This is a genomic window from Stenotrophomonas maltophilia, assembly GCF_013464485.1.
Classification (GTDB): Bacteria; Pseudomonadota; Gammaproteobacteria; order Xanthomonadales; family Xanthomonadaceae; genus Stenotrophomonas; species Stenotrophomonas maltophilia_AW.
This window is the reverse complement of the sequence record NZ_RAUX01000036.1, coordinates 68277-93233: the sequence shown is the minus strand read 5'-3', so window position 1 is coordinate 93233 and position 24957 is coordinate 68277. Positions and strand designations below refer to the sequence as shown.

At 67.0% G+C, this 24957-nt stretch carries 19 protein-coding genes and 1 tRNA gene; 7 read left to right on the top strand and 13 right to left on the bottom strand.

Annotated elements, in window-relative coordinates; genetic code table 11:
* Window positions 1–77: transfer RNA gene (locus tag D7Y61_RS16615), tRNA-Leu, on the top strand.
* A 152-nt stretch (window positions 78–229) separates the two neighbouring features.
* Here D7Y61_RS16615 and emrB read toward each other — a convergent pair.
* Genes emrB through emrR form a run of 4 tightly spaced genes read right to left on the bottom strand, consistent with a single transcriptional unit; the run spans window position 230 to window position 4947 of the window.
* Window positions 230–1816, bottom strand: a complete 1587-nt coding sequence (gene emrB, locus D7Y61_RS16610) for a multidrug efflux MFS transporter permease subunit EmrB (protein ID WP_180867858.1) — start codon at window positions 1814–1816, stop codon at window positions 230–232.
* Window positions 1817–1823: 7 nt separating this feature from the next.
* Window positions 1824–3002, bottom strand: a complete 1179-nt coding sequence (emrA, locus tag D7Y61_RS16605; RefSeq protein ID WP_049399501.1) for a multidrug efflux MFS transporter periplasmic adaptor subunit EmrA — start codon at window positions 3000–3002, stop codon at window positions 1824–1826.
* Between the two features lie 11 nt (window positions 3003–3013).
* On the bottom strand, window positions 3014–4507 hold the full coding sequence (gene emrC, locus D7Y61_RS16600; protein ID WP_180867856.1) for a multidrug efflux transporter outer membrane subunit EmrC: 1494 nt from the start codon (window positions 4505–4507) through the stop codon (window positions 3014–3016).
* A complete protein-coding gene (gene emrR / locus D7Y61_RS16595; protein ID WP_005415875.1) occupies window positions 4504–4947 on the bottom strand; it encodes a multidrug efflux system transcriptional regulator EmrR in 444 nt (147 codons plus the stop codon). Before emrR ends, emrC begins: the two co-directional genes overlap by 4 nt.
* A 172-nt stretch (window positions 4948–5119) precedes the next feature.
* Between emrR and D7Y61_RS16590 the strand changes: the two genes are divergently transcribed.
* Together D7Y61_RS16590 and parC are read left to right on the top strand one after the other, a co-directional pair.
* Window positions 5120–6001, top strand: a complete 882-nt coding sequence (locus D7Y61_RS16590) for a helix-turn-helix domain-containing protein (protein WP_180867854.1) — start codon at window positions 5120–5122, stop codon at window positions 5999–6001.
* Window positions 6002–6061: 60 nt separating this feature from the next.
* On the top strand, window positions 6062–8305 hold the full coding sequence (parC, locus tag D7Y61_RS16585) for a DNA topoisomerase IV subunit A (protein ID WP_180867852.1): 2244 nt from the start codon (window positions 6062–6064) through the stop codon (window positions 8303–8305).
* A 649-nt stretch (window positions 8306–8954) separates the two neighbouring features.
* Here parC and bfr read toward each other — a convergent pair.
* Window positions 8955–9443, bottom strand: coding sequence for a bacterioferritin (bfr, locus tag D7Y61_RS16580; RefSeq protein ID WP_010486279.1), 489 nt, complete (start codon window positions 9441–9443; stop codon window positions 8955–8957).
* A gap of 123 nt (window positions 9444–9566) precedes the next feature.
* On the opposite strand from bfr, the gene D7Y61_RS16575 reads away from it, so the two are divergent.
* A complete protein-coding gene (locus D7Y61_RS16575) occupies window positions 9567–11894 on the top strand; it encodes a penicillin acylase family protein (protein ID WP_180867850.1) in 2328 nt (775 codons plus the stop codon).
* A 123-nt stretch (window positions 11895–12017) separates the two neighbouring features.
* Here the strand turns inward: D7Y61_RS16575 and D7Y61_RS16570 are convergent, their stop codons facing one another.
* Both D7Y61_RS16570 and asnB read right to left on the bottom strand, forming a co-directional pair.
* Window positions 12018–13406, bottom strand: a complete 1389-nt coding sequence (locus D7Y61_RS16570; protein ID WP_180867848.1) for a cation:proton antiporter — start codon at window positions 13404–13406, stop codon at window positions 12018–12020.
* Window positions 13407–13512: 106 nt separating this feature from the next.
* Window positions 13513–15204 (bottom strand): asparagine synthase B, encoded by a 1692-nt coding sequence (gene asnB / locus D7Y61_RS16565; protein ID WP_180867846.1) that lies wholly within the window; start codon window positions 15202–15204, stop codon window positions 13513–13515.
* A 343-nt stretch (window positions 15205–15547) separates the two neighbouring features.
* Between asnB and D7Y61_RS16560 the strand changes: the two genes are divergently transcribed.
* A complete protein-coding gene (locus D7Y61_RS16560; protein WP_180867844.1) occupies window positions 15548–16426 on the top strand; it encodes a tetratricopeptide repeat protein in 879 nt (292 codons plus the stop codon).
* A 124-nt stretch (window positions 16427–16550) separates the two neighbouring features.
* On the opposite strand, the gene dapE is transcribed toward D7Y61_RS16560, so the two are convergent.
* The 6 genes from dapE to map are packed head-to-tail and all read right to left on the bottom strand — an operon-like array spanning window position 16551 to window position 23498.
* Complete coding sequence (gene dapE / locus D7Y61_RS16555) at window positions 16551–17678, bottom strand: succinyl-diaminopimelate desuccinylase (protein WP_180867843.1); 1128 nt, start codon at window positions 17676–17678, stop codon at window positions 16551–16553.
* On the bottom strand, window positions 17675–18046 hold the full coding sequence (locus D7Y61_RS16550) for an arsenate reductase (RefSeq protein WP_180867841.1): 372 nt from the start codon (window positions 18044–18046) through the stop codon (window positions 17675–17677). The genes dapE and D7Y61_RS16550 overlap by 4 nt, the downstream gene beginning before the upstream one ends.
* A 31-nt stretch (window positions 18047–18077) precedes the next feature.
* Window positions 18078–18944 (bottom strand): hypothetical protein, encoded by an 867-nt coding sequence (locus D7Y61_RS16545; RefSeq protein WP_180867839.1) that lies wholly within the window; start codon window positions 18942–18944, stop codon window positions 18078–18080.
* A 2-nt stretch (window positions 18945–18946) separates the two neighbouring features.
* Entirely contained in the window at window positions 18947–20026 is a 1080-nt protein-coding gene (gene dapD, locus D7Y61_RS16540) for a 2,3,4,5-tetrahydropyridine-2,6-dicarboxylate N-succinyltransferase (protein ID WP_180867837.1), read from the bottom strand.
* The gene (locus tag D7Y61_RS16535) at window positions 20026–22653 is read right to left on the bottom strand and encodes a [protein-PII] uridylyltransferase (RefSeq protein WP_180867835.1); all 2628 of its coding nucleotides are present in this window, start codon (window positions 22651–22653) and stop codon (window positions 20026–20028) included. Before D7Y61_RS16535 ends, dapD begins: the two co-directional genes overlap by 1 nt.
* A gap of 2 nt (window positions 22654–22655) precedes the next feature.
* Entirely contained in the window at window positions 22656–23498 is an 843-nt protein-coding gene (gene map, locus D7Y61_RS16530) for a type I methionyl aminopeptidase (protein WP_180867833.1), read from the bottom strand.
* Between the two features lie 173 nt (window positions 23499–23671).
* Here map and D7Y61_RS16525 point away from each other — a divergent pair, with 173 nt between their 5' ends.
* A complete protein-coding gene (locus D7Y61_RS16525) occupies window positions 23672–24202 on the top strand; it encodes a Csu type fimbrial protein (protein ID WP_180867831.1) in 531 nt (176 codons plus the stop codon).
* Entirely contained in the window at window positions 24202–24951 is a 750-nt protein-coding gene (locus tag D7Y61_RS16520; RefSeq protein WP_180867829.1) for a fimbrial biogenesis chaperone, read from the top strand. The genes D7Y61_RS16525 and D7Y61_RS16520 overlap by 1 nt, the downstream gene beginning before the upstream one ends.
* Window positions 24952–24957: the final 6 nt, after the last annotated feature.

Sequence of the window (24957 nt, the reverse complement as noted above, 5' to 3'; positions counted from 1 at the left end):
GGCGGAATTGGTAGACGCACTAGTTTCAGGTACTAGCGGGTAAAACCGTGGAGGTTCGAGTCCTCTCCTGGGCACCACGACTCAAGATGATCAAGCCCGCGAAAGCGGGTTTTTTCGTTTCCGGGGTTCGCATCGACAATGCCATTCCCATGCAGGGCACCCCGGAACGCACAAACAAAAACCCCGCCTTGCGGCGGGGTCAAAATACAGCACGTGTTTCCAGGGAGTTTCAGTGTCCGCCACCGGCGGCCGCACCCGCGCCTGCCCCAAACGGCGGCTTGGCCAGCCACAGGAACGCGATGATCGCCAGGAAGATCCAGCCCAGCAGGAAGAAGATGTCGTTGAAGCCCATCTGCGATGCCTGGTGGTTGATCATGTTGTTCAATACCGCCGCACCATGTTGCAGGTCGCCCTGCCCCATCGCCGTCACCTGGTCCTGCATGCCCGGCTGATAGGCCGAGATGTGCTCGGTCAGGTCGGCATGGTGCACCTGGGTTCGCCGCGCCCACAGCCACGTCGTCAGCGACGCCGCGAAGCTGCCACCCAGCGTACGCAGGAAGGTAGCCAGGCCGGAGCCGGCCGCAATCTCGCGACCATCCAGGTCCGACAGCAGGATCTGCAGCACCGGCATGAAGAACAGTGCGACGCCGATGCCCATGATCAGCTGTACGCCGGCCACGTGCATGTAGTCCACCTGCAGGTTGAAGTTCGAACGCAGGAAGCTGGTCATCGACAACACGATGAACGCGACCGTGGCCAGCATCCGCATGTCGAAGCGCGAAGCGTACTTGCCCACGAACGGGGTCATGATCACCGGCAGGATGCCGATCGGCGCCGTCGCCAGGCCTGCCCAGATCGCGGTGTAGCCCATGTCACGCTGCAGCCACTGCGGAATCAGCAGGGCCACGCTGAAGAACGCCGCATAGGCCACCACCATCGCCAACGTACCGGCGCGGAAGTTGCGGTGCCGGAACAGCTTCAGGTCGACGATCGGATCCTTGTCAGTCAGTTCCCAGATCAGGAACACCGTCAGCGTGACCACGGCCACACACGCCAGCACCACGATCTTCATCGACGAGAACCAGTCCTCATCGTTGCCCAGATCGAGCACCAGCTGCAGCGCACCGACACCGATCACCAGGGTAACCAGGCCGACGTAGTCCATCTTCGGCTTCTCGATGTGCTCCGGGCGCCCCTTCAGCTGGTTACCCACAACGAGCGCAGCGAAGATGCCCAGCGGCACATTGATCAGGAAGATCCATTCCCAGCTGTAGTTGTCGGTGATCCAGCCACCGAGAATCGGGCCGCAGATCGGCGCCACCACCGTGATCATCGCCAGCAGCGCCAGTGCCTGCCCGCGTTTCTCCCGTGGATAGATCGAGACCAGCAACGACTGCGTGATCGGGTACATCGGGCCGGCCACGAAACCCTGCAGCGCACGCGACAGCACCAGCATGCCCATGCTCTGCGCCAGGCCGCACAGCAGCGAGGTGATGACGAAGGCCAGCGTGGCCCAGACAAACAGCTTGCGTTCGCCGAAGCGGCGGCTGAGCCAGCCGGTCAGCGGCAGCGCGATGGCCGTGCTGACCGCGAACGAGGTGATGACCCAGGTCGCCTGCTGCGAACTGGCGCCGAGGTTACCGGCGATGGTCGGCAGCGAGACGTTGGCGATGGTGGTGTCGAGCACCTGCATGAACGACGCCATCGCCAGGCCCACGGTGCACAGGGCGACGCTGGGCGGCAGGAACCCGGAGGCCGCACCCGGCGCCGCCGGGGCGCCCGGAGCACCGGGCGCGGCTGGAGCTTGTGCGGACATGGCGACCTCAGCCCACCTTCGCCTGCTGCGGCAGGTTGCCCTGGATGATCGTGTGGATCACCTCGTCGGCATCATGCAGCTGCTTGGCATACACGTCGGTGTCGAACACCGTGCCCTTGGCCGGGGTGCTCGGCAGCACTTCGCCCTTCTGGTCGCGCAGGCTCACTTCGGCCTTCATCGACAGGCCGATGCGCAGCGGATGTTCGGCCAGCTGCTTGGCATCAATGGCGATGCGTACCGGCACGCGCTGAACGATCTTGATCCAGTTGCCGCTGGCATTCTGCGCCGGCAGCAGCGAGAACGCCGAGCCGGTGCCCAGGCCCAGGCTCTGGACGCGGCCCTTGTACTTCACGTCACCGGCGTACAGGTCCGACTTCAGCTCAACTTCCTGGCCCAGGCGCATGTGGCGCAGCTGGGTTTCCTTGAAGTTGGCCTCGACCCACATCTGCTCGGTCGGCACCACCGCCATCAGGGCATTGCCCGGCTGCACGCGCTGGCCAACCTGCACCGAACGACGGGCGACGTAACCGGTGACCGGCGCAACGATGCCGGCGCGGGCGTTGTTGAGGAAGGCCTGGCGCAGCTGCGCGGCCGCCGCCTGCACGTCCGGCTGGGTGGCGATCACGGTGTCGTCGACCAGCGCGCGGTTGCGCTCGACGGTCTCGCGCGAACCGGCCACGGCGGCTTCGGCAGCGGCCAGCTCGTCACGGGCGTGGGCCAGTTCTTCATTGGAAATGGCGCCGGTGGCGGCCAGATCCTTGCGGCGGGCGAAATCGTCGCGCACGCGCTTCAGGGTCACCTGGCGGGCGTTCAAATCCGCCTGTGCGCCTTCCACGCTGCGGTACAGGCCACGGGTCTGGCGCACCGTCTTGGCCAGGTTGGCTTCGGCCTGCTGCAGCGCCACCGACGTGTCGGACGGGTCCAGCTGCACAAGCAGCTGGCCGCGCTCCACGCGCATGCCGTCATCGGCGTTGATGGCGACCACGGTACCGGCCACCAGCGGGGTGATCTGCACCTGGTTGCCCTGCACGTAGGCGTCGTCGGTCTCTTCGAACCAACGGCCGAACATGAAGTACCACAGCGCCAGTGCGGCAAGCAGCAGCACGACGATCACGAACAGGCCGCGCAGCAGGTTGCCGCGGCGGTTGGGGGCGGCCGGGGCCGCAGTGTCTTGGGTCTGGCTCATGGCGGAAGTCTTCAGGAATGCGAGGAATCGGAATGGGAGGCGATCGGTGCGCGGTCGGCGTCAGAGGGCTGGAAACCACCGCCCAGCGCCTTGCTCAAGCGCACCGAGGTCTGCACCTGCTGCGACTGCAGGCCGGCCAGCTGCTGCTGCGACTGCAGCAGGGTGGACTGCGCGGTCAGCACGTCCAGGTAGCTGCCGATGCCGGCGCGGTAGCGCTGCTGGGCCAGGTCGAAGGCCGAACGTGCGGTATCCACCGCCTGCTGCTGCGAATGCGCCTGCTGTGCCAGCGAACGCACCGCGTTGACCTGGTCGGCCACGTCGCGCAGTGCATCGAGCACGGTCTGGTTGTAGTTGGCCACCGCCAGGTCGTACTGCGCATCGGTGTTGGCCAGGTTGGCGCGCAGCTTGCCGCCTTCGAAGATCGGCAGGCTCAGCGCCGGTCCGATGTAGGCGAAGGTCGAACTGCTTTTCAGCAGATCGCCCACGTTCGGTGCGACGACGCCAGCCAGTGCAGTCAGGTTGAAGCTCGGGTAGAACTTGGTCCTGGCGACCTTGATCTGCTTGTCGGCCGCTTCCACGCGCCAGCGCGCGGCAACGATGTCCGGGCGACGACCCAACAGTTCGCTGGGCAGCACGCCGGGCAGCTGCAGCGCCATCGGATTCAACGCCTGCGGGCGCTGGATCGACAGGCCACGGTCCGGACCCTTGCCGACCAGCGCGGCCAGCGCGGTGCGGGCCGCATCGATGCGCTGCTGCGCGGCCTGCACCTGCTGCTGCGCGGCGGGCACGCGGGCCTCGGCCTGGCGCACCTGCAGATCACTGTCGATGCCGGCGCTGCGGCGCTGGCGGGTCAGTTCCAGCGACTTCTGCGAGCGGCCCAGCTCTTCTTCGGCCACGTCATTGAGCTGCCATGCATACGCCAGGTCGGCATAGGCCTGGGTGATGCCGGTGGACAGGTTCAGGCGTGCAGCCTGGGCTTCGACAGTGGCGGCATGGGCGCCGTCCACGGCCGCTTCCCAGGCAGCGCGCTTGCCGCCCCACAGGTCCACGCCATAGCTGAAATCAAACGCGACCTGGCTGCTGCCAGCGTAATGGCCACCCATCTCGCTGCCGGCCATCGACTCGGGCAGGCGCAGGCCGGTATAGCCACCGGACACCGACAGGCTTGGCAGCCGATCGGCGCGTGCGGTACCCACCTGCGACTGGGCCTGGCGCAGGCGCGCGTCGGCGGCATCCAGGCTCGGGTGACCGGCCAGGCCTTCGGCAACCAGGGCGTCCAGCTGCGCATCGCCCAGTGCCTTCCACCAGTCCTGCGCCGGGAAGCCGGTGGCGCTCAGGTCGGTGTCGGCCAGGGTGCGTTCGCTGTGCAGGCTGTCCACATCGAGCACGTGGCCCTGCGGGTTGAGGCCACGGCTGCTGGCGCAGGCGGCCAGGGCCAGGGCCAGCGCTGACACCAGCAGCGCGCGCCCGGACCGGCGGAGAGTGGAATGCGGGATCGGGTTCATGGGGTCGTCAGGGAATCGCGGATTCGGGTAAGGAGGGACAGCAGCAGCGTGCGCTCGTCGGCGGAAAGATCACGCAGCGCGTAATCCATCACCGCGTCGCCACGCAGCTTCAGCCGCGCCCACAGCGCGCGGCCTTCATCGGTCAGCACAATCTGCAGCGCGCGCCGGTCCTGGGCATGCGGTTCGCGGCGGACGCAGCCCAGTGCCTCCAGCTTGTCCAGCAGGCGGGTGACCGCACTGGGCACCTGGTCGATGGCCTGGGCCAGTTCGTTGGCCGTGCACGGCGCCATGTTGGAAAGCACCTTCAGCCCGATGTAATGGGTGAAGCCGATCCCGAGGTCTTCTTCGGCCATGGACGCGTCGAGTTGCCGGACCAGGCCGTCGCGCACCTGGCGCAGCAGCAGGCCGAAGCTGGGGGGAGTGGTTGCAGGACAGATCATGGGGGAGCATTCTCTTCCAAAAAAAATATTTCTCAATGGAAATATTCGATCTAGCATCGAATGCTGTGTTGCAGCAGCGGGCTGGATCAATGAAGGCGCCTACCTTAATGATCTGGTCAGGTGGCCCGGTAGTACAATTCAGCCAATGGATGACACATTTCAGCCAGCGGATATGATGAACAAGGCAGAAATCCCCCCTTCCAAGCGGTTGTTGCGCGACGACGCGCTGGATTGGTTCGAGCGCAATGACGGGCCACCGGTTGTCGCTTTTCGCTTCGACAGCCCCTTGGGCCTGGTCCGTGAAGTGGACTGGCACCACCATCAGCGTGCGCAGCTGATCTGTGTCGAGCGCGGCCTGCTGACCACCCGTACCTCGCACGGAACGTGGTCACTGGCGCCGGGCTCGGCCGGCTGGATGCCTCCACTGGAGCCGCATACGGTCACCCTCGACGGCCCGCTGCGCGGCTGGGGCATGGCACTGGCCGCGCCGGCCTGTGCCACCCTGCCCGCCGATCCCTGCGTGCTGGGGCTGTCCAAGCTGGCGCAGGCGCTGGCCGACCGCATCTGCGAATGGCCGCTGGGCTACGACACCACGCCCGAGCGCCAGCACATCATCGAGGTGCTGCTGGATGAGATCCGCACTGCGCCGCGCCAGCGCATGCATCTGCCGATGCCGCACGACCGGCGCCTGCTGAAGATCGCCTCGCAGTTGCTGGCCGATCCCTCCGACGAGCGCAGCCTGGCCGAATGGGCGCATTGGGCCGGGCTGTCGCCGCGCAGCCTGACCCGCCACTTCCGCGACGAGACCACGCTCAGCTTCGCCCAGTGGCGACAGCAGGCGCGCCTGGCCGAAGCCCTGCGCCAGTTGACCGACGGACGCAGCGTGGCCGACATCGCCCATGCGCTGGGCTTCAGCAGCGCCAGCGCCTTCGTCACCGTGTTCCGCCGCCACTTCGGCCTGCCGCCGGGGCGCTACCTGGCACGGGCCGGACACGGCCTGGAAACCGGGCTGGACCCTGCGCGCGGCTTGGCATCCCCCGCCGCATCCGGATAATCACAGGATTGCGAGCGGCGACCGCCGTCGCCGCCTCCCGACAACAGGTAACAACGCCGCATGACCGAACTTGCCCGCCCCGTGTTCCACGGATTCGAACAACTGCCGCTGCGCGAGTACGCCGAACGCGCCTACCTCGACTACTCGATGTACGTGGTCCTGGACCGCGCCCTGCCGTTCATCGGCGACGGCCTGAAGCCGGTGCAGCGCCGCATCATCTATTCGATGAGCGAGCTGGGCCTGAATGCCGCGTCCAAGCCGAAGAAGTCCGCGCGCACCGTCGGTGACGTGATCGGTAAGTACCACCCGCACGGCGACAGCGCGTGCTACGAAGCGCTGGTGCTGATGGCACAGCCGTTCTCGTACCGCTACCCGCTGATCGAGGGCCAGGGCAACTTCGGCTCCAGCGACGACCCGAAGTCGTTCGCCGCGATGCGTTACACCGAATCCAAGCTGACCCCGATCGCCGAAGTGCTGCTGGGCGAGCTGGGCCAGGGCACCACCGACTGGGCGCCGAACTTCGACGGCACCCTGCAGGAACCAACCTGGATGCCGGCGCGCCTGCCGCACCTGCTGCTCAACGGCACCACCGGCATCGCCGTGGGCATGGCCACCGACGTGCCGCCGCACAACCTCAACGAGATCGTCAGCGCGCTGCTGCACCTGCTGGACAACCCCGAGGCCACCGTGCGCGACCTGTGCGAGCACGTGCAGGGCCCGGACTACCCGTCCAGCGCCGAGATCATCACCGCGGCCAACGATCTGCGGACCATGTACGAGACCGGCAACGGCAGCGTGCGTGCACGTGCGACCTTCACCAAGGAGGCCAACAACATCGTGGTGACGGCGCTGCCGTTCCAGGTGTCGCCGTCGAAGGTGATCGAGCAGATCGCCGCGCAGATGCGCGCCAAGAAGCTGCCGTGGCTGGAAGACATCCGCGATGAGTCCGACCACGCCAACCCGGTGCGCGTGGTGCTGGTGCCGCGTTCCAACCGCGTCGACGCCGAGCAGCTGATGGGCCACCTGTTCGCGACCACGGACATGGAGCGCAGCTACCGCGTCAACCTCAACGTGATCGGGCTGGACGGCCGTCCGCAGGTGAAGAACCTGAAGATGCTGCTCAGCGAATGGCTGACCTTCCGCAGCAACACCGTCACCCGCCGCCTGCAGCACCGCCTGCAGAAGGTCGAGCGCCGCCTGCACCTGCTGGAAGGCCTGCTGGTTGCCTTCCTCAACCTGGACGAGGTGATCCACATCATCCGTACCGAGGACGAACCGAAGGCGGCGCTGATCGCGCGCTTCGGCCTGTCCGACGACCAGGCCGAGTACATCCTGGAAACCAAGCTGAAGCAGCTGGCCCGCCTGGAGGAGATGAAGATCCGTGGCGAGCAGGACGAGCTGGCCAAGGAGCGCGAGAAGATCCTCGGCATCCTCGACAGCAAGGCCAAGCTGAAGAAGCTGATCCGCGACGAACTGACCGCCGACGCCAAGAAGTTCGGCGACGCACGCCGCTCGCCGCTGGTGCAGCGCCAGGCTGCGCAGGCCATCGACGAGACCGAGCTGGTGCCGAGCGAGCCGATGACCGTGGTGCTGTCGGAGAAGGGCTGGATCCGTGCCGCCAAGGGCCACGACGTCGATGCGTCCGCCCTCTCCTACCGCGACGGTGATGCCCTGCAGGGTGCGGTGCGTGCGCGCAGCACCCAGCAGGTCGCGTTCCTCGACAGCGAGGGCCGCGCCTACTCGACGCCGGTGCACACCCTGCCTTCGGCACGCGGCAACGGTGAACCGCTGACCGGCCGCTTCTCGCCGGCACCGGGTACCAGCTTCGTGACCCTTGCCAGTGCCGAGCCGGACACCCGCTTCGTGCTGGCCTCCAGTCATGGCTATGGCTTTGTCACCCGCTTCGAGAACCTGATCGGTCGCAACAAGGCCGGCAAGGCGATGCTGAACCTGTCGTCCGGCTCGTCGGTGCTGACACCGTCGGTGCTCGCCAACGTGGCCACCGACCGCATCGTGGCGGTGACCAGTTCGGGCAACCTGCTGGCGATCGCCGCCAACGACCTGCCGGAACTGGACAAGGGCAAGGGCAACAAGATCATCGAGATCCCGAAGGCCAAGCTCGCCACCGAACGCGTGGTCGCCATCGTGGCGATCAGCCCGGGGCAGACCCTGCAGGTACGCAGCGGGCAGCGCACGATGGGGCTGAAGTTCAACGAGCTCGACGCCTACCTCGGCGCCCGCGCCACCCGCGGCCACCTGCTGCCGCGCGGCTGGCAGAAAGTGGAAGGGCTGTCGGTGGAATAAAGGCTGGGGCCTTGCTCCTGGTGGGTGTCAACCTTGGTTGACACGCCTTGCCGGGGATCAGACACGAAAAAGCCGGGGCAATCCCCGGCTTTTTCGTTGTCGGCTGGCGGGCGGTGGAGCAGCTGGCGGGCGAAGGCTGGCTGGCGGTGCTCCAGTGCTGGCGGGCGACAGAACGTTGTGCTTCCGGTAGAGCCGACTGTCAGTCGGCTGCTCTTTTGCTCCTGGTAGAGCCGACTGTCAGTCAGCTGCTCTTTTGCTCCTGGTAGAGCCGACTGTTAGTCGGCTGCTCTTTTGCTCCTGGTAGAGCCGACTGTCAGTCAGCTGCTCTTTTGCTCCTGGTAGAGCCGACTGTTAGTCGGCTGCTCTTTTGCTCCTGGTAGAGCCGACTGTSAGTCAGCTGCTCTTTTGCTCCTGGTAGAGCCGACTGTTAGTCGGCTGCTCTTTTGCTCCTGGTAGAGCCGACTGTCAGTCAGCTGCTCTTTTGCTCCTGGTAGAGCCGACTGTTAGTCGGCTGCTCTTTTGCTCCTGGTAGAGCCGACTGTCAGTCAGCTGCTCTTTTGCTCCTGGTAGAGCCGACTGTTAGTCGGCTGCTCTACCGAAAAGCAGCCGACCAACAGTCGGCTCTACCAGTCAGTCGAGCGCCGCCAGCTCAGTGCGCCGGGGCGCCGTTGCCGTCGATCTTGCTCAGCTGGTACAGCTCCAGGCCGATGCGCTTGATCAGGCCCAGCTGCTGCTCCAGCCACCAGGCGTGGTCTTCCTCGGTGTCCTTCAGCTGTGCCAGCAGGATGTCGCGGCTCACGTAGTCGCCGTTCTCCTCGCACAGCTTCATGCCGGCAGCCAGATTGTTCCGAACGGCGTATTCAGTATCGAGATCCTTCTGCAGCATCTCTTCCACGGTCTTGCCGGGCTCGGTGGCATGCGGGCGCATGTCCGGGTCGCCGCCGAGGAACAGGATGCGGCGCAGCAGCGCGTCGGCGTGCTGGGTTTCCTCTTCCATCTCGTGGTTCAGGCGTTCGTACAGCGCGAACAGGCCCTGGTCCTCGTAGCGGCGGGAATGGATGAAGTACTGGTCGCGGGCAGCAAGCTCGCCGCGCAGCAGTTCCTTCAGGCAGGCGATGACGTCCGGGTTGCCTTTCATGGGGGGCTCCTGTGAATCGATGTGGCATAGGGTGCCGCATTTCAAAATACGGTGATCTAATCGGAATCAGTCGCAGTTGCGCCTGCGGCTACAATCGGCCCACGAGTTCGGAAAGGACGTGCGATGCGACGTACATGGCGTTGGGTGCTGGGTGTGTTGGTCGCCATCGTGCTGGTCACCGCACTGGCCCTGTGGCTGCTGCTGCGCGGCAGCCTGGCCGACCTGGACGGCGAGCATGCGCTGCCGGGCCTGGCCAAGCCGGTCACCATCGAGCGCGATGCGCTGGGGGTGGTCACCATCACTGCCGGCAGTCAGGCCGACGCGATGCGCGCACTCGGCCATGTGCATGCGCAGGAACGCTATTTCGAGATGGACCTGATGCGCCGCAGTGCCGCCGGCGAGCTGTCGGCATTGTTCGGGCCGAAGGCCATTGAAGCTGACAAGCGCATGCGCGTGCACCGCCTGCGCGCCCGCACCGAGGCGCATCTGGATACCGCGCTGGGCGACAACGGCGCGGTCGTGCGCGCCTATGTGGATGGCGTCAACGAAGGCCTTACCGATCTCTCCGTGCGGCCATGGGCCTACCTGCTGCTGCGGCAGTCACCGCAACCGTGGCAGGCCAGCGACAGCGTGCTGGCCGGGCTGGCCATGTACGCCGACCTGCAGGACCCGAACAACCAGACCGAGCTTGCCCTCAGCCGCATCCGTGCGGTGGTGCCGCCGGCGCTGTACGCGCTGATTGCCCACGACGGCACCGAATGGGATGCACCGCTGTTTGGCGAAGCCACCGGCAATGCGATTCTGCCCGATGCCAGCCAGCTCGATCTGCGCACATTGAAGGGAAAGCCGGGCACCGAGCAGGAGGAGGCGGACGTCATCGGCAGCAACAACTTCGCGGTGGCCGGCGCACTCACCGCGGACGGCCGCGCGATCGTTGCCGACGACATGCACCTGGGCCTGCGTGCGCCGGGGCTGTGGTTCCGGGTGCGCCTGCGCTATCCGGACCCGCAGGCCGCCGGCGGCCAGGTCGACGTCACTGGCTTCTCGCTCCCTGGCCTGCCGGCGGTGATCGTCGGCAGCAACGGCCACGTCGCCTGGGGCTTCACCAACAGCTACATCGACACGGCGGACTACCGCACGGAACCGGCCAACGCCACGGTGACCGTGCACGAAGAACGCATTGCGGTGGCCGGCCAGGCCGACGTGCTGTTCCCGGTACGCGAAACCGCCTGGGGGCCGATCCTGCACACCCATGCCGATGGCAGTGGCGATGCCCTGCGCTGGGTCGCACACCTGCCCGGCGCCGTACGCCTGGATTTCGCTGATCTGGCCCGCGCCGGTGACCTGGACGGTGCACTGCACTTCGCCGACCGTGCCGGCATTCCCGCGCAGAACCTGGTGGTCGGCGACCGCAGCGGACGCATCGCCTGGCGCCTGATCGGCGCCCGCCCCGACCGAGGCCCCGGCTGTGCGCCGGCCGGCTTCACGGCCGCCAGCAACCAGGACTGCGCACCGTGGCCGATCCGCAGCGATGCCTCGCCTGCATTGATCGATCCCCCCAACCATCGCCTGTGGACCGCCAACGGCCGCGTTCTCGACGGTGAAGCACTGGCCAATGTCGGCAACGGCGGCTACGACCTCGGTGCCCGTGCACGCCAGATCCGCGACCTGCTGGCAACCCAGGAGCGTTTCGACGAACACGACCTGCTGGCGATCCAGCTGGACGACCGCGCGGTGTTCCTGCAGCGCTGGTGGGCACTGCTGCACGACGTCATCGAACGCAGCGACGATCCGGCACTGAAGCGGTTGCAGGCGGTCAGCCACCAATGGGGCGGGCGCGCCTCGGCCGACTCGGTCAGCTACCGGGTCGTGCGCGGGTTCCGCACCCAGGTGATGGATACGCTGTCCGAAGCGCTGCTGGGTCCGGCGCATGCACGACTCGGCGATGACTACCTGGAGCCGCGTCTGCCGCAACTGGAAGGCGTGGCCTGGCCGATGCTTGAGCAGCGGCCGGCCAACTTGTTGCCACCGGCCTTCGACAGCTGGGATGCGCTGCTGATCGACGCGGCACGCCGCACTGAAAACGCACTCTCCCAGCAAGGTCCTCTTGACCAGCGCAGCTGGGGCGAGCGCAACACCGCAGCACTCTGCCACCCCGTCGCCCGCGCGCTGCCTGGCATCGCCAAGCGCTGGTTGTGCATGCCCGCCGACCAGCTGCCCGGCGACCGTGACATGCCGCGCGTGCAGACACCCAACTTCGGAGCCTCCGAACGCATGGTGGTTTCACCGGGTCACGAGGCCGACGGCATCGTACACATGCCCGGCGGCCAGAGCGGGCATCCGTTGTCGCCCTACTGGGGCGCCGGCCACGAAGACTGGGTGCACGGGCGGCCGACGCCGTTCCTGCCAGGCAAGGCGCAGCACACCATGACGCTGGTGCCGGCGCGCTGACGGCGGCACCCACATGCCCGAGGGTGCGCTGCACGCTGTAGAGCCGAGCCCATGCTCGACTGCGTCTGGCGCGGAGCCGAGCATGGGCTCGGCTCTACAGAATGCCCGCGCTGCGCTACCGGGTCAGCCCCTCCGCCGCTCGATCAGGTTCAGCAGTGGCCCGGTCATCGCCGTAGTCACCAGTGCCATGATCACCAGCACTGCGAACAACCGGTCGCCGAGCAGGCCGAGCTCGTAGCCCAGGTTCAGCACGATCAGCTCCATCAGGCCACGGGTATTCATCAGCGCACCCAGCCGCCACGCTTCACGCGATGGCATGCCTGCGCTGCGCGCGGCACTGAAGGTGCCCAGCAGCTTGCCGACCGTGGCCACCACGATCACCACCACGCACAGCACGATATCGCTGGCCTGCAGCGCATCGGCACGCATGCGCAGGCCGGTCATGGCGAAGAACAGCGGCAGCAGCAGGGTCACCGCGAACGGCTCGACCCGGGCCATCAGCAGCTCACGTAGCTGCACGTTGGACGAGACCGCGACGCCCGCAGCGAATGCACCGAACAGGGCATGGATGCCAAGCATCTCGGTCACCAGCGCGCTGGCCAGCGACAACAGCAGGATGCCGAGCAGCCAACGCCCTTCGCGGCCCGCGGCAATCTGCTGGCGGGCAAACCAGGGCTTCACCAGCCCCAGCATCAGCGCCACGAACGCAACCACGCACAGCAGGTTGAGGCTGGCCGGCAGCCAACCACTGGCCTGGGCCGCGGCCACGATCAGTGCCAGCAGGCACCACGCGGTGGCATCGCCGAGTGCAGCGCAGGCGATCGCCGTCTGCCCCAGCGGGCTCTGGGTGATGCCGCGGTCTGCGAGGATGCGCAGCAGAACCGGGAACGCGGTGATGCTCATCGAGATGCCGACGAACAGTGCGAATGCAGTAAAGCCTACGCCCTGCGGGCCGTGTTGGGGGTACAGCCAGACTGCCAGGGCGACACCCAGCACGAATGGCACCGCGATGCCGGCATGACTGACCGTGAATGCAAAACGGCGACGCCCGCGAAGGGCAGCCAGATCCAGCTCGGCACCGGCCACCAGCAGGAACATCAGCACACCCAGCTGGCTGAGCATTCCCAGCGGCCCCATCGAACTGGCCGGGAACAGCGCCCCATGCAGCTGCGGCATCAAGCTACCCAGCACCAACGGGCCCATCATCAGGCCGGCCGCCATCTCACCAATCACCGCCGGCTGGCCCAGCCACTTCAGCAATGCACCCGCCCCCTTGGCTACCAGCAACAACACCAGCAGCTGCAGCATGAACAGGCCCAGCGGCGAGGCCAGATGCTGTGCCCAATTGCCTTCGGTGGCGACGGTGGCACGGGCAACCGCCTGCGGCATGTCGGGCCCGGCATAGCGGGCCAGCAGCACGCCGGCCAGCAGAGGTAGTCCGGCCCAGGCCAGATAGCGCCAGCCCCACTTCATCGGCGGCGCCTGACTCCCGCGCGGTACGTCCATGAACATTCCCCAATGTGCAGGGGGGCGATGATACGTCGCAAAAAGGGGACGGAGGGGATTAAGTCGTTTGAGGCACAAACGACTTAATCCCCTCCGTCCCCTTTTTGTCGGGTCAGGCCAGGGCTTGTTCGTGCACGCCGGCAATCGCGCGACCGGAGGGGTCTGCTGCCGCCGCGAAGCTGGCATCCCAGGCAATCGCCGCCGGCGAGGAACAGGCGATCGACTTGCCGCCCGGCACCGTCTCGGCGGCGGCACGACTCGGGAAGAACTGCTCGAACAGGTGCCGGTAGTAGTACGCCTCCTTGGTCTGCGGCGGGTTGTGCGGGAAGCGCTTGTCGGCCGCCGCCAGCACACGGTCGCTCACCTGCGCTTCGGCATGCGCCTTCAGCCCATCGATCCAGCCGTAGCCGACGCCATCGCTGAACTGCTCCTTCTGCCGCCACAGGATACTGTCCGGCAGGTAGCCATCGAACGCCTCGCGCAGCACCGCCTTCTCGATGCGACGGCCGCCGAAGCCAGCGCCGACCATCTTGTGCGCGGCGTCGAAGCGCATCGCCACGTCGAGGAACTCGCGATCCAGGAACGGTACACGCGGCTCCACGCCCCACGCCATCATCGACTTGTTGGCGCGCAGACAGTCGTAGTTGTGCAGCGCGTCGAGCTTGCGCACCAGCTCATCGTGGAATTCGCGCGCATCCGGTGCCTTGTGGAAGTACAGGTAGCCGCCGAAGATCTCATCGCTGCCTTCACCGGACAGCACCATCTTCACGCCCATCGCCTTGATCCGCCGCGCCAGCAGGAACATCGGCGTCGACGCGCGGATAGTGGTGACGTCGTAGGTTTCGATGTGGCGGATCACCTCCGGCAGCACGTCCAGGCCTTCTTCGAAGGTGTACTCGAAGCCATGGTGCACCGTGCCCAGCGCTTCGGCAGCGACTGCGGCAGCGGCCAGATCGGGCGAGCCCTTCAGGCCGATCGCGAACGAATGCAGGCGCGGCCACCAGGCTTCGGTCTGGCCGCCATCTTCGATGCGGCGGCGTGCGTAGCGTGCGGCCACCGCGGCCACCAGCGATGAATCCAGGCCGCCGGACAGCAGCACGCCGTACGGCACGTCGCTCATCAACTGGCGCTCCACCGCATGTTCGAAGGCTTGGCGAAGCTCAGCCAGGTCGGCCTGGCGGCCCTGCACATCCGCGTACTCACGCCACGGCTGCCGGTAGTAGCGCACCAGCTCGCCGCTGGCACTGTCGAAATAGTGGCCCGGCGGGAACTGCGCGACATCGGCGCAGGAATCGACCAGCGCCTTCATCTCCGAGGCCACCCGCAGGCGCCCCTGTACATCGTGGCCCCAGTACAGCGGCACCACGCCGATCGGGTCGCGTGCCACCAGCACGCGGCCGCTGTCACGGTCCCACAGTGCGAAGGCGAAGATGCCGTTGAGCTGCTCGAGCCACTGCACCGGCGATCCGCCCTGGCGGTACAGCGCGTTGATCACCTCGCAGTCCGAGCCGGTCTGGAAGTCGTAGGCGGTGGTCAGCGCGGCCTTCAGTTGCTGATGGTTGTAGATTTCGCCGTTCACCGCCAGCGCCAGCTGGCCGTCGGCCGACAGCAGCGGTTGCGAGCCGCCGGCCGGATCGACGATGGCCAGCCGCTCGTGGACCAGCAGTGCGCCTTCGTCCAGGTACACGCCGCTCCAGTCCGGGCCACGGTGGCGCTGGCGCTGCGACAGTTCCAGCGCGTGACGGCGCAGGGCGGGAAGATCGTCACCGGCCTGCAGGCCGAAGATTCCGAAGATCGAACACATGGCGGAGCTCCTGTTGGGGAATTTCACGAGGGGAAGGTGTTCGACCGGCCATCCAGGCCCGGAAAGGCGACGCCCGGGCACAAAAAAACCCGCATCGGCCGATGCGGGTTTTCTGGTGTCCGGGCGTGTGTTGCTGTCTATCTACCTATCTACCCAGAGCGCAGTCCCGCATCGGCCGCGCACGATTATTCGCGCGCAGATTATTGCGGTTGTTGTTGTTGACGGCGGTGGCCAGGCGGATCGACATGGGGTCGACCCTACCCGGGTTTCCGGCGCGGTGCAACCGTTGCGTTGGCAACCACCCGGGGAGCGCATAATGGCCCGCCCTGAACGTGTTACAGGAATGCAACAGCGCAATGTACGCATCGGGGCGCTGACCGCCCTGCTCTGCCTGGGCCTGGCCGCGTGCCGGACCCTGCCCCCCACCTCCACGCTGCCGCCGGCCCAGCAACAGGCGATGGAGCAACGAGGAACCGACGGCAGCTTCGAGGGGGCCTGGGAAACCGCAGAAACCTTCGAGCGCTTCAACGATCCGCGTGCCATCGCCTACTACGAACGTGCCGCAGTGATCGCCCCCTGGACCTTCCACAACACCAGGGCGGAAGAGGCGCTGGGCCGGATCTGGATCTCCGGCACGCTGCGCCATGCCGACAGCCCCCATATCAACCCGGCACCGGTGCTGCGCGCGTCATGGCGACGCGGCGAACGCGCGTATCTGGCGGCGGCCAACCACGGTAATCCCTACGCGTTCCACGCGCTCGCCAAAGCCTATCGCCAGCGTGGCGACGCACAACAGGCGCTGCGCTGGGACCTGCGCGCGATGATCTACACGCGTTATCCGAGCAGTTCGTCACGCCTGCCGGAAGCGGTAGCTGCACAGGGCGACACGGTGCATCCGCTGGTTGCGCGCATCCAGCGTCGCGCGGTGCGTGGCGATGCCGAAGCGCAGGTGGATCTGGGCGCGCTGCTGGAACGCGGCGTGGGCCTGCCACGCGATCCCGCACGTGCGTTGCAGCTGTACCAGCGTGCCGGGGAACAGGGCAACGTGTTCGGCCAGTACTTTGCCGGGCTGCTGCTGGGGCGGAGTGCGCCGGGCGTGGAGAAGGACACCGAGGCGGCGGCCAACTGGTTTGCCATGGCCGGGGCGCAGCACTTCTACCTGGCGACGCCGAGCTACTGGAAGAAGGCAGTCGAGCCGCCGTTCTTCCTCTTTTCGGAATAGTAGAGCCGAGCCAWGCTCGGCTGCTTMTGCCGGGAAAAGCCAGCCGAGCATGGCTCGGCTCTACAGGAAAACAGCCCAGGCGAGAGGGCGCGCCGACCAACGGTCGGCACCCACCGTCGCAGGTTCACGCCAGCAGCCGTTCCACCAGGCGCAGGTACAGCCCCGGCAACGCTTCCAGATCATCCACGCGCACGTTCTCATCCACCTGGTGGATGCTGGCGTTGACCGGTCCCACTTCGATGCACTGCGCGCCCAACGGTGCGATGAAGCGCGCATCGGAGGTACCGCCGCCGGTGCTCTCTTCCGGCGCACGGCCGAGGTGTTCGGCCAGCACCGCACGCGCGGTGGCGCGCAGCGTGCCTTCCGGGGTGTAGAACGGCTCGCCGCTGCGATGCCACTTCAACGTGTACTGCAGGCCGTGCCGGTCGAGCAGCGCGGTGATCTCCGCTTCCAGCTTCGATGCATCCCAGTGCGGGTTGTAGCGGATGTTGAAATCCACTTCGAGCTCGCCGGGAATGACGTTGTTGGCACCGGTACCAGCGTGGATGTTGGAGACCTGCAGGCTGGTCGGCGGGAAACTCTCGTAGCCATCGTCCCAGCGTCGCGCAGTCAGTTCGGCCAGTGCGGGTGCCATCTGGTGGATCGGGTTGCGCGCTTTCTCCGGATACGCCACATGCCCCTGCACGCCCTGCACGCGCAGCCTGGCCGACAGGCTGCCGCGGCGCCCGACCCGCAGCAGGTCGCCCAGCGTCGCGGTCGACGACGGCTCACCGGTGATGCACCAGTCGATTCGCTGCCCGCGTGCGGTGAACAGGCGTGCAACGTGGCGCACGCCATCGATGGCATCGCCCTCCTCGTCGCTGGTCAGCAATACCGCCAGCGTGCCAGGGTGATCGGGATGCGCGGCGACGAACTGCTCGGCGGCGACCACGAACGCGGCCACGCTGCCTTTCATGTCGGCGGCACCGCGCCCGTACAGCACGCCATCGCGGATCTGTGGGGTGAATGGGTCGCTGGTCCAAGCTTCGCGCGGGCCGGTTGGCACCACGTCGGTATGGCCCAACAGGACCAGCACCGGTGCGCCCTGGCCATGGGTCGCCCACAGGTTGTCGACCTCGCCCAGGCGCAGGTGATCGCAGTGGAACCCTGCCTGCTTCAGGCGTGCTGCCAGCAGCGCCTGGCAGCCGGCATCATCCGGTGTCACCGAAGGCCGCGCGATCAGCTCGCAGGTCAGGTCGAGGACGGCGCTCATGCGCCGCCCACGCCGAAGCGTGCCTTGAAGCCGTTGTCAGTGAAACCCTGGCTGACCGTACCATCGGCAGTAACCACCAGCGGGCGCTTGATCAACTGCGGGTACTCGCGCAGCAGCAGCTTCCATTCGGCATCGGACTCGGCCGCCTTGCGGTTGTCCGGCAGCTGGCGCCAGGTGGTGGAGGACCTGTTGACCATCGCCGCCAGGCCGCCCAGCTGCGCGGCCCATTCCAGCAGCGTCTCTGGACTCGGCTTGTTGTCGCGGTAGTCGACGAAGGTGTACGGCACGCCGAAGCGGTCCAGCCACTTGGTCGCCTTCTTGCAGGTATCGCAGTTCTTCAAACCGTAGACAGTGGTGCTCATGGCCATCTGTGATGCTGGAAAACAGAGGGCCAGAATCTCACAACAGGCGCTCGGACACGACCCGGAACGGCACCCTCGGCAAGCGGAAGGCCAGGCCCGATTCAAGCGCCACGCCCATCGCCTGCAGGCGCGGGCACTGCAGTTCGCCCGACAGGCGCAGCGGCTGCAAGGTGTCGACGGCCACCGGCAGCGCGATACGCGTGCTGGCCCAGTACCGGTCGCAGGTGCGGGCGATGGCCTCGTCCTGGCAGGTCAGGAAGCGCAGCAGGGCCTGGTGGTCATCGAAGGCCCCCGGCCACGCGTCCTGCCGCCAGCCCTCAGCGGCCTCCCACTGCAGCCGAAGCGCGGGCGCACTGCCCTGCCCGACTTCGATCCGCATGTGGCCATTGCCGTCGGCGTCCAGCACATGCGCGAAACGCGCGGACAGGTGCGGCTGCATGGCATCGCTGAACGCACGCGCGCCGGCCACGAAGGCCAACCGGTCCATCACGTTGCGGTCGAACAGCACCACCGGCGTTCCATCCGGATCGTCATCACGGCGCAGGTACCAGCGCCAGTTGCTCTGCAGTGGCGACGGCATCAGCGCGCGCAGCGGCCCGGCCAGCGCGGGCCCGAAGTGCCCGTGACGGTAGCTGAGGATGGTGTACGGCGTGCGCCCCGCATGCACTACGTAGTGATGGCCCGGTGGCGGTGGCGGCGCATGGCGCACATCGACCCACCAGCTGACATAGACCACGTCGCGCACGTCGCTGACCAGCGCGGGCATGGGCCAGCGCCGCGACAGCGCGCGACGCAGCCGGTTCCAGCGTGGTGCGTGCAGCAGGCGCGGCAGCATCCGTCCGAACGGGGTGTCGGACGGATGCCGGTAGATCGCGGACTGCGCCAGGTCCTCCGGCGCCGTCACCTTCAGTCGGCCAGGCCGCGCAGCAGGTCGTTGACGCTGGTCTTGCTGCGGGTCTTGGCATCGACCTGCTTGACGATCACCGCGCAGTACAGCGAGTGGGTGCCGTCCTTGCTCGGCAGCGAGCCGGATACCACCACGCTGTACGGCGGAATGTAGCCGTAGCTGATCTCACCGGTGGCGCGGTTGTAGATGCGGGTGCTCTGGCTGAGGAACACGCCCATGCCGATCACGCTGTGGTGGCCGACCACCACGCCTTCCACCACTTCCGAACGCGCACCGATGAAGCAGTGGTCTTCAATGATGGTCGGGCTGGCCTGCAGCGGTTCCAGCACGCCGCCGATGCCAGCGCCGCCGGACAGGTGGCAGTGCTGGCCGATCTGCGCGCAGGAACCGACGGTGGCCCAGGTATCGACCATGGTGCCTTCGCCGACATAGGCGCCGATGTTGGTGAAGCTCGGCATCAGCACCACGTCCTTGCCGAAGTACGTGCCACGGCGGGCAATCGCGCCCGGCACCACGCGCACGCCGCCGCGGCGGAACTTCGCTTCGTCATAACCGGCGAAGCGCGATTCGACCTTGTCCCAGAACGGCGCCGGGCGCGCATCGACCACCGCCATGTCATTGACGCGGAAGTACAGCAGCACCGCCTTCTTCAGCCACTCGTTGACCTTCCAGCCACCGTGACCGTCTGGTTCGGCAACGCGGAATTCGCCGCTTTCCAGGCCATCGATCACGCGATTGACCAGCGGCTTGGTCGAACCTTCCAGTTCGTGCAGGGTCAGCGTGGCGCGGCGCTCGAACGCGCTCTCGATGCCGAACTTCAGTTCTTCCACGCCCGGTGCCGACGGCTTGCGCAGCGACTTGCGGGCGATGGCTTCGGCGCGGACGGCTTCGGCGCTCTTGGCCGGAGCCGGCTTCTTCACAGCACGCTTCACCGCCACCGCCTTCTTCGCCGGGGCCTTCACCGCAGCGGCCTTTTTTGGCGCGGTGGTCTTCTTCGCGGCCGGTGCGGCAGCAGCAGGTTTCCGGGCCGCTGCGCTCTTGGGGGTCGCGGCGGTCTTCTTCACGGGCTTGGTGGCCATCAGGCGGGGTCTCCGGCGTTTCGATCAGGGTCCAGGCAGGCCAGCATCGCGTCATGCAGCTGCTGCCGGGCAGGTTCAGTCAGGGGGAGGTCGTGTTCGTCACTGATCACGAAGGTGTCTTCGGCGCGTTCGCCGAACGTGGCAATGCGCGCATCATGCACGCGCAGGCCCTGATTGCGCAGCACGAATGCCACGTCGGCCAGCAGGCCGGGGCGGTCGGGTGCGACCAGGGCAAAACGGGTCGCACCGGGCTCATCGCGGAACTCGATGCGGGGGGCGAAGCGGAAGTGGCGCAGCTGCCGTGGCACCACCCGGCGCGAGGGTCGCAGCCGGGTCAGGTCGCCGCTGAGCGCTTCACGCAATGCCGCTTCCAGGTTGACGCTGCTGCCATCGGCGAAGGTATCGGCCGGGTTCACTTCAAAGGTATCGAAGATGGTGTCGGACGGACCGTCCAGCACGCGCGCGCGGTGGATGCCGTAGCCTTTGCGATCCAGCGTCATCACGATCGCGGCGAACAGGCCGTCGCGGTCGGGTGAGTGTACGAACACTTCCAGCGCAGGGTCATCGACACTGATCCGGCGCACCTTCACCAGCGCCTGGCCCTGCTTCACCGGTACCAGCGCGGCAGCCTGCCAGGCCAGCTGCTCCGGGCGCAGGCGGATGAAGCTCTCATCAGGCATCACCGCGAACTGGCGGTCGATGGTGGCATCGTCGTAGCCCTGCTCGCGCACCAGTGCGCGCACGCTGTCACGTGCCTCGGCCACGCGCTCGGCAGCCGGTACCGGATGCTCCAGCCCCTCGCGCAGCGCGCGCCGGGTCGCGAAGTAGAGGTCCGCCAACAGGCGATCCTTCCACGCGTTCCAAAGCTTCGGGCTGGTGCCGGCGATATCGGCACAGGTCAGCAGGTACAGGTAGTCAAGTCGATCGCGGCTGCCGACCAGGGTGGCGAAGCGATGGATCACCACCGGGTCGGCGATGTCCTGTTTCTGCGCGGTCACCGACATGCGCAGGTGCTGCTCGACCAGCCACGCCACCAGTTCAGTGTCGGACGTACTCAGCCCGTGTGCCTGGCAGAACGCGCGCGCGTCGACGGCGCCCAGTTCGGAGTGATCGCCACCGCGGCCCTTGGCGATGTCATGGAACAGGCCCGCCAGCAGCAGCAGCTCCGGCTTGCGCAGGCGCGGCCACACTTCATGCGCGATGGAGAAACGCTCGTCGGCACGGCTGCTGGCGAACAGGCCGATGTTGCGCAGGACCATCAGCGTGTGCTGGTCAACGGTGTAGACATGGAACAGGTCGAACTGCATGCGCCCGCTGACCTGGGCGAACGCGGGAATCCACTGGCCAAGCACGCCCAGCCGCGCCATGCGCGAGAGCGTATCGACCGGGCGCTGGCCGCGCAGCAGCGCCAGGAACTGCTCGCGCGCATCGGCGTCGGCCTGGTCGTAGGCCGGCAGCAGAGGCAGCGCTTCGGCCAGCGCACGCGCGGTCAACGAATGCAGGCCACGCACCTGCGGGTTGTTGGCCCAGCTTGAGAACAGCGCGAATACCTGGCCGATATCGCCGCGCGGCCAGTCGGGATCATTGGCCGCCAGATAACCACGGCGCAGGGAAAAGCCCACGGTCAACGGTTCCGGATGCGCCTCGCCATCGAACTGCTCCTCGAAACGCTGCAGCAGTCGATCGCTGATCCGGCGCACCACCAGCGCGGCACGGTAGAAGCCCTGCATCATCTTCTCGACACCGAGATTCTCGGCGTCGTCTTCAAAGCCCAGGCGTGCAGCCAGGGTTTTCTGGTAATCGAAACGCAGGCGTTCCTCCGGGCGACGCGCGACCAGATGCAGGCCGAAGCGCAGCCGCGCCAGCACCGCACGTTCGCGCTTCAGCGCCGCCGCTTCGTCAGCGCCCAGATGACCGAGCCCGACCAGCGCCTCCAGGTCACGCACGCCGAAGGCACGCAGTGCCATCCAGCCCAGCGTATTGAGGTCGCGCAGGCCACCGGGGCCATCCTTCAGGTCCGGCTCCAGGTTGTCGGCGGTATCGCCGAAACGCTGGTGGCGGTTGCGCAGCTCTTCCAGCTTGGCCAGAAAGAAATTGCGTGCAGGCCACAGTTCGCGGTCGTCCATCGCCTCGCGCAGCGCGCGGCGGGCCTCGTCATCGGCCAGGATCGGGCGCGCCTCGATCAGCGCAGTCATCACCGTCTGGTCTGCCGCCGCCTCGCGGCACTGCGGCGCCGAACGCACCGCATGGCTGACCGCCAGCCCGCAGTCCCACAGCAGGGCGAACAGGCGCGCCAATGCGGATTCGTGAGCCAACTGTGCCGGCGGATCGCCGAACACCAGCAGGTCGATATCCGATCGCGGGAACAGTTCACCGCGACCATAGCCCCCCACTGCGAACAACGACAGCCCACTGTCGGCCGGCAGGCAACGCTGCCAGGCCAGGCGGATCAGATGATCGGCAGCGCGCGCGCGCAGCGCCAGCAGGCGCTCGATACTGTCGCCCTGGTCGAAGCGGCGGTACAGGCGTGCATCGGCCTGCTGCAGCGCCAGGCGCGCCGCAGCAGCCCAGTCCGGGTCGTTGAGCGACGCGGCCGGCGTGACCAGCAGCGAACTCGCCGGCAGCATCCTCAGGCGACCTGCGACTCGCCCGGCGACAGGGTCAGCACGTCCACGCCGGTCTCGGTGACCGCGATCATGTGCTCCCACTGCGCCGACAGCTTGCGGTCCTTGGTCACCACGGTCCAGCCATCCGGCAGCACCTTGTTGTAGCGGGTGCCCTCGTTGATCATCGGCTCGATGGTGAAGGTCATGCCAGGCTGCAGCACCAGGCCCTGGCCCGGACGGCCGTAATGCACCACCTGCGGTTCGTCGTGGTAGACCTTGCCGATACCGTGGCCGCAGTACTCGCGCACCACGCTGAAACGCTCGCCCTCGGCATAGCTCTGGATGGCATGGCCGATATCGCCCAGGGTGGCGCCCGGGCGCACGGCACGGATGCCGCGCCACATCGCTTCGTAGGTGGTTTCCACCAGGCGGCGCGCCATCACCGACGGGGTGCCGACGAAGTACATGCGGCTGGTATCGCCGTGCCAGCCATCCTTGATGACGGTGACGTCGATGTTGACGATGTCGCCATCCTTGAGCACCTTCCCTTCGCTGGGAATGCCGTGGCAGATGACATTGTTGACCGAGGTGCACACGGTCTTCGGGAAGCCGCGGTAGCCGACGTTGGCCGGAATCGCGCCCTGCACGTTCACGATGTGGTCGTGGCAGATGCGGTCCAGTTCCTCGGTGGTGACACCGGGCTTGACGTGGGGGGTGACGATGTCGAGCACTTCGCTGGCCAGACGGCCGGCGATGCGCATCATCTCGATTTCCTGCGGGGTTTTCAGATTCACGCTCATGGCACCCATTATCGCCGATCCAGCCACAATCTGAACGAACGCCACCCAACTGACGATCCGGGGCATGCACGGTTCCGGCAAGGAAAGTGAAAGCGTGACGCCCTACCCCCTTTCGACTCCCTGTTTATCACGGATTACAGACACTTACGCTACCTAAGCTGGTGCCACTGTCGCCGAAGCGGTGCCGAACGTGCCGCCTTCGCCTTGTTCAACGGACCTACGGGTCAGGGAGGTTGTCCATGCGATCCGCGCTTCGTTCTCCGCTCGCCTGGGCCTTGGCCGGGGGCCTGCTGTCCAGCCAAGCCCTGGCGGCCGACACCACCACCTTCAACGTCACACTGGTGGTCACCAAGGCCTGCACCATCACTGCCGCAGCCGCCACCAACGTCGACTTCGGTACCGCAGCCTCCACGACCGCCACGCCAACACTGGGCCAGGGCACGGTCACCGCGCAGTGCTCGGCCCTGACCCCGTACACGATTTCCCTGAATGCCGGCGCCAATGCCAGCACCGCCAACGATGTCACCACCCGCCGGATGAAGAACACCAATGCGGCGGTGACAGCCAACAACTATGTCGGCTACCAGCTCTACCAGGATGCCGCGCACACGCTGGTCTGGGGCGCCACCACCGGCACCAACACCCAGGCCGGCATCGGCACCGGCCTGGCCGTGCCCTACATCGTCTACGGCCAGATCCTGAATCTGAGCACCAACAACCCGGCCACCGGTAACTATCTGGATACGGTTACCGCCACGATCACCTATTGATGGAGCGCGCCCGCATGGCCGGACCCCGCCCGTGGCGCGCCACCGGCGTGGCGTTGCTCGCCCTGTGCCTGCTGATCGCCGCCACCGCCGGCGCCACCAGCCTGCAGGTCGCCCCCACCAGCGTGCAGCTGGAAGCCCGCCAGCGTGCCGGCGAACTGTGGCTGACCAACAGCGGGACCTCGCCGGTCCGGCTGCAGGTGCGGGTGTTCCGCTGGGTGCAGCAGGACGGCCAGGAGCAGTTGCTGCCCACCGATGAACTGCTGGCCACGCCACCAATGCAGGAGCTGGCGGCCGGGCAGCAGCAGCTGGTGCGGGTGATGCGCCCGGACAGGGAACCACCGCCGGCGCAGCAGTACTACCGGTTGATCGTCGACGAGGTGCCCGATCTGGCCACCCGGGCCGAAGGCATGCAGTTCGTGCTGCGCTATTCGATTCCGGTGTTCGTTCAGCCCTCGTCCGGGAAACTGGCCGCTCGGCTGCAGGCCCGCCTCGTGCAGCTGGCGGACGGCCGCAATGGCGTCGAAGTGACCAATTCCGGCAACAGCTACGCGCAGATCGCCGACCTCGCGCTGGGCAGCGCCCAGCGCCCGCGCATCGTGCATCCCGGGCTGCTGGGTTACGTGCTGCCCGGTCAGGTGATGCGCTGGCCGATCGAGCGCACGGCCATCGACCGCGACAACGACCAGATCACGGCCAAGCTCAATGGCGAGTCGGAACAGACGCCACTGTCGCCCCCACCGGCCCGCTGAGGCGTT

Bases quoted from the DNA above. Each gene is read 5' to 3' on its own strand.
- parC (WP_180867852.1), top strand. From the start codon at position 6,062: ATGACCGAACTTGCCCGCCCCGTGTTCCACGGATTCGAACAACTGCCG.
- D7Y61_RS16550 (WP_180867841.1), bottom strand. From the start codon at position 18,046: ATGGCCATGAGCACCACTGTCTACGGTTTGAAGAACTGCGATACCTGC.
- emrB (WP_180867858.1), bottom strand. From the start codon at position 1,816: ATGTCCGCACAAGCTCCAGCCGCGCCCGGTGCTCCGGGCGCCCCGGCG.
- emrR (WP_005415875.1), bottom strand. From the start codon at position 4,947: ATGATCTGTCCTGCAACCACTCCCCCCAGCTTCGGCCTGCTGCTGCGC.
- dapE (WP_180867843.1), bottom strand. From the start codon at position 17,678: ATGAGCGCCGTCCTCGACCTGACCTGCGAGCTGATCGCGCGGCCTTCG.
- emrA (WP_049399501.1), bottom strand. From the start codon at position 3,002: ATGAGCCAGACCCAAGACACTGCGGCCCCGGCCGCCCCCAACCGCCGC.
- asnB (WP_180867846.1), bottom strand. From the start codon at position 15,204: ATGTGTTCGATCTTCGGAATCTTCGGCCTGCAGGCCGGTGACGATCTT.
- D7Y61_RS16520 (WP_180867829.1), top strand. From the start codon at position 24,202: ATGGAGCGCGCCCGCATGGCCGGACCCCGCCCGTGGCGCGCCACCGGC.
- bfr (WP_010486279.1), bottom strand. From the start codon at position 9,443: ATGAAAGGCAACCCGGACGTCATCGCCTGCCTGAAGGAACTGCTGCGC.
- D7Y61_RS16570 (WP_180867848.1), bottom strand. From the start codon at position 13,406: ATGTTCATGGACGTACCGCGCGGGAGTCAGGCGCCGCCGATGAAGTGG.
- map (WP_180867833.1), bottom strand. From the start codon at position 23,498: ATGCCCCGGATCGTCAGTTGGGTGGCGTTCGTTCAGATTGTGGCTGGA.
- D7Y61_RS16535 (WP_180867835.1), bottom strand. From the start codon at position 22,653: ATGCTGCCGGCGAGTTCGCTGCTGGTCACGCCGGCCGCGTCGCTCAAC.
- D7Y61_RS16560 (WP_180867844.1), top strand. From the start codon at position 15,548: ATGCAACAGCGCAATGTACGCATCGGGGCGCTGACCGCCCTGCTCTGC.
- D7Y61_RS16575 (WP_180867850.1), top strand. From the start codon at position 9,567: ATGCGACGTACATGGCGTTGGGTGCTGGGTGTGTTGGTCGCCATCGTG.
- emrC (WP_180867856.1), bottom strand. From the start codon at position 4,507: ATGAACCCGATCCCGCATTCCACTCTCCGCCGGTCCGGGCGCGCGCTG.
- D7Y61_RS16590 (WP_180867854.1), top strand. From the start codon at position 5,120: ATGATGAACAAGGCAGAAATCCCCCCTTCCAAGCGGTTGTTGCGCGAC.
- D7Y61_RS16525 (WP_180867831.1), top strand. From the start codon at position 23,672: ATGCGATCCGCGCTTCGTTCTCCGCTCGCCTGGGCCTTGGCCGGGGGC.
- dapD (WP_180867837.1), bottom strand. From the start codon at position 20,026: ATGGCCACCAAGCCCGTGAAGAAGACCGCCGCGACCCCCAAGAGCGCA.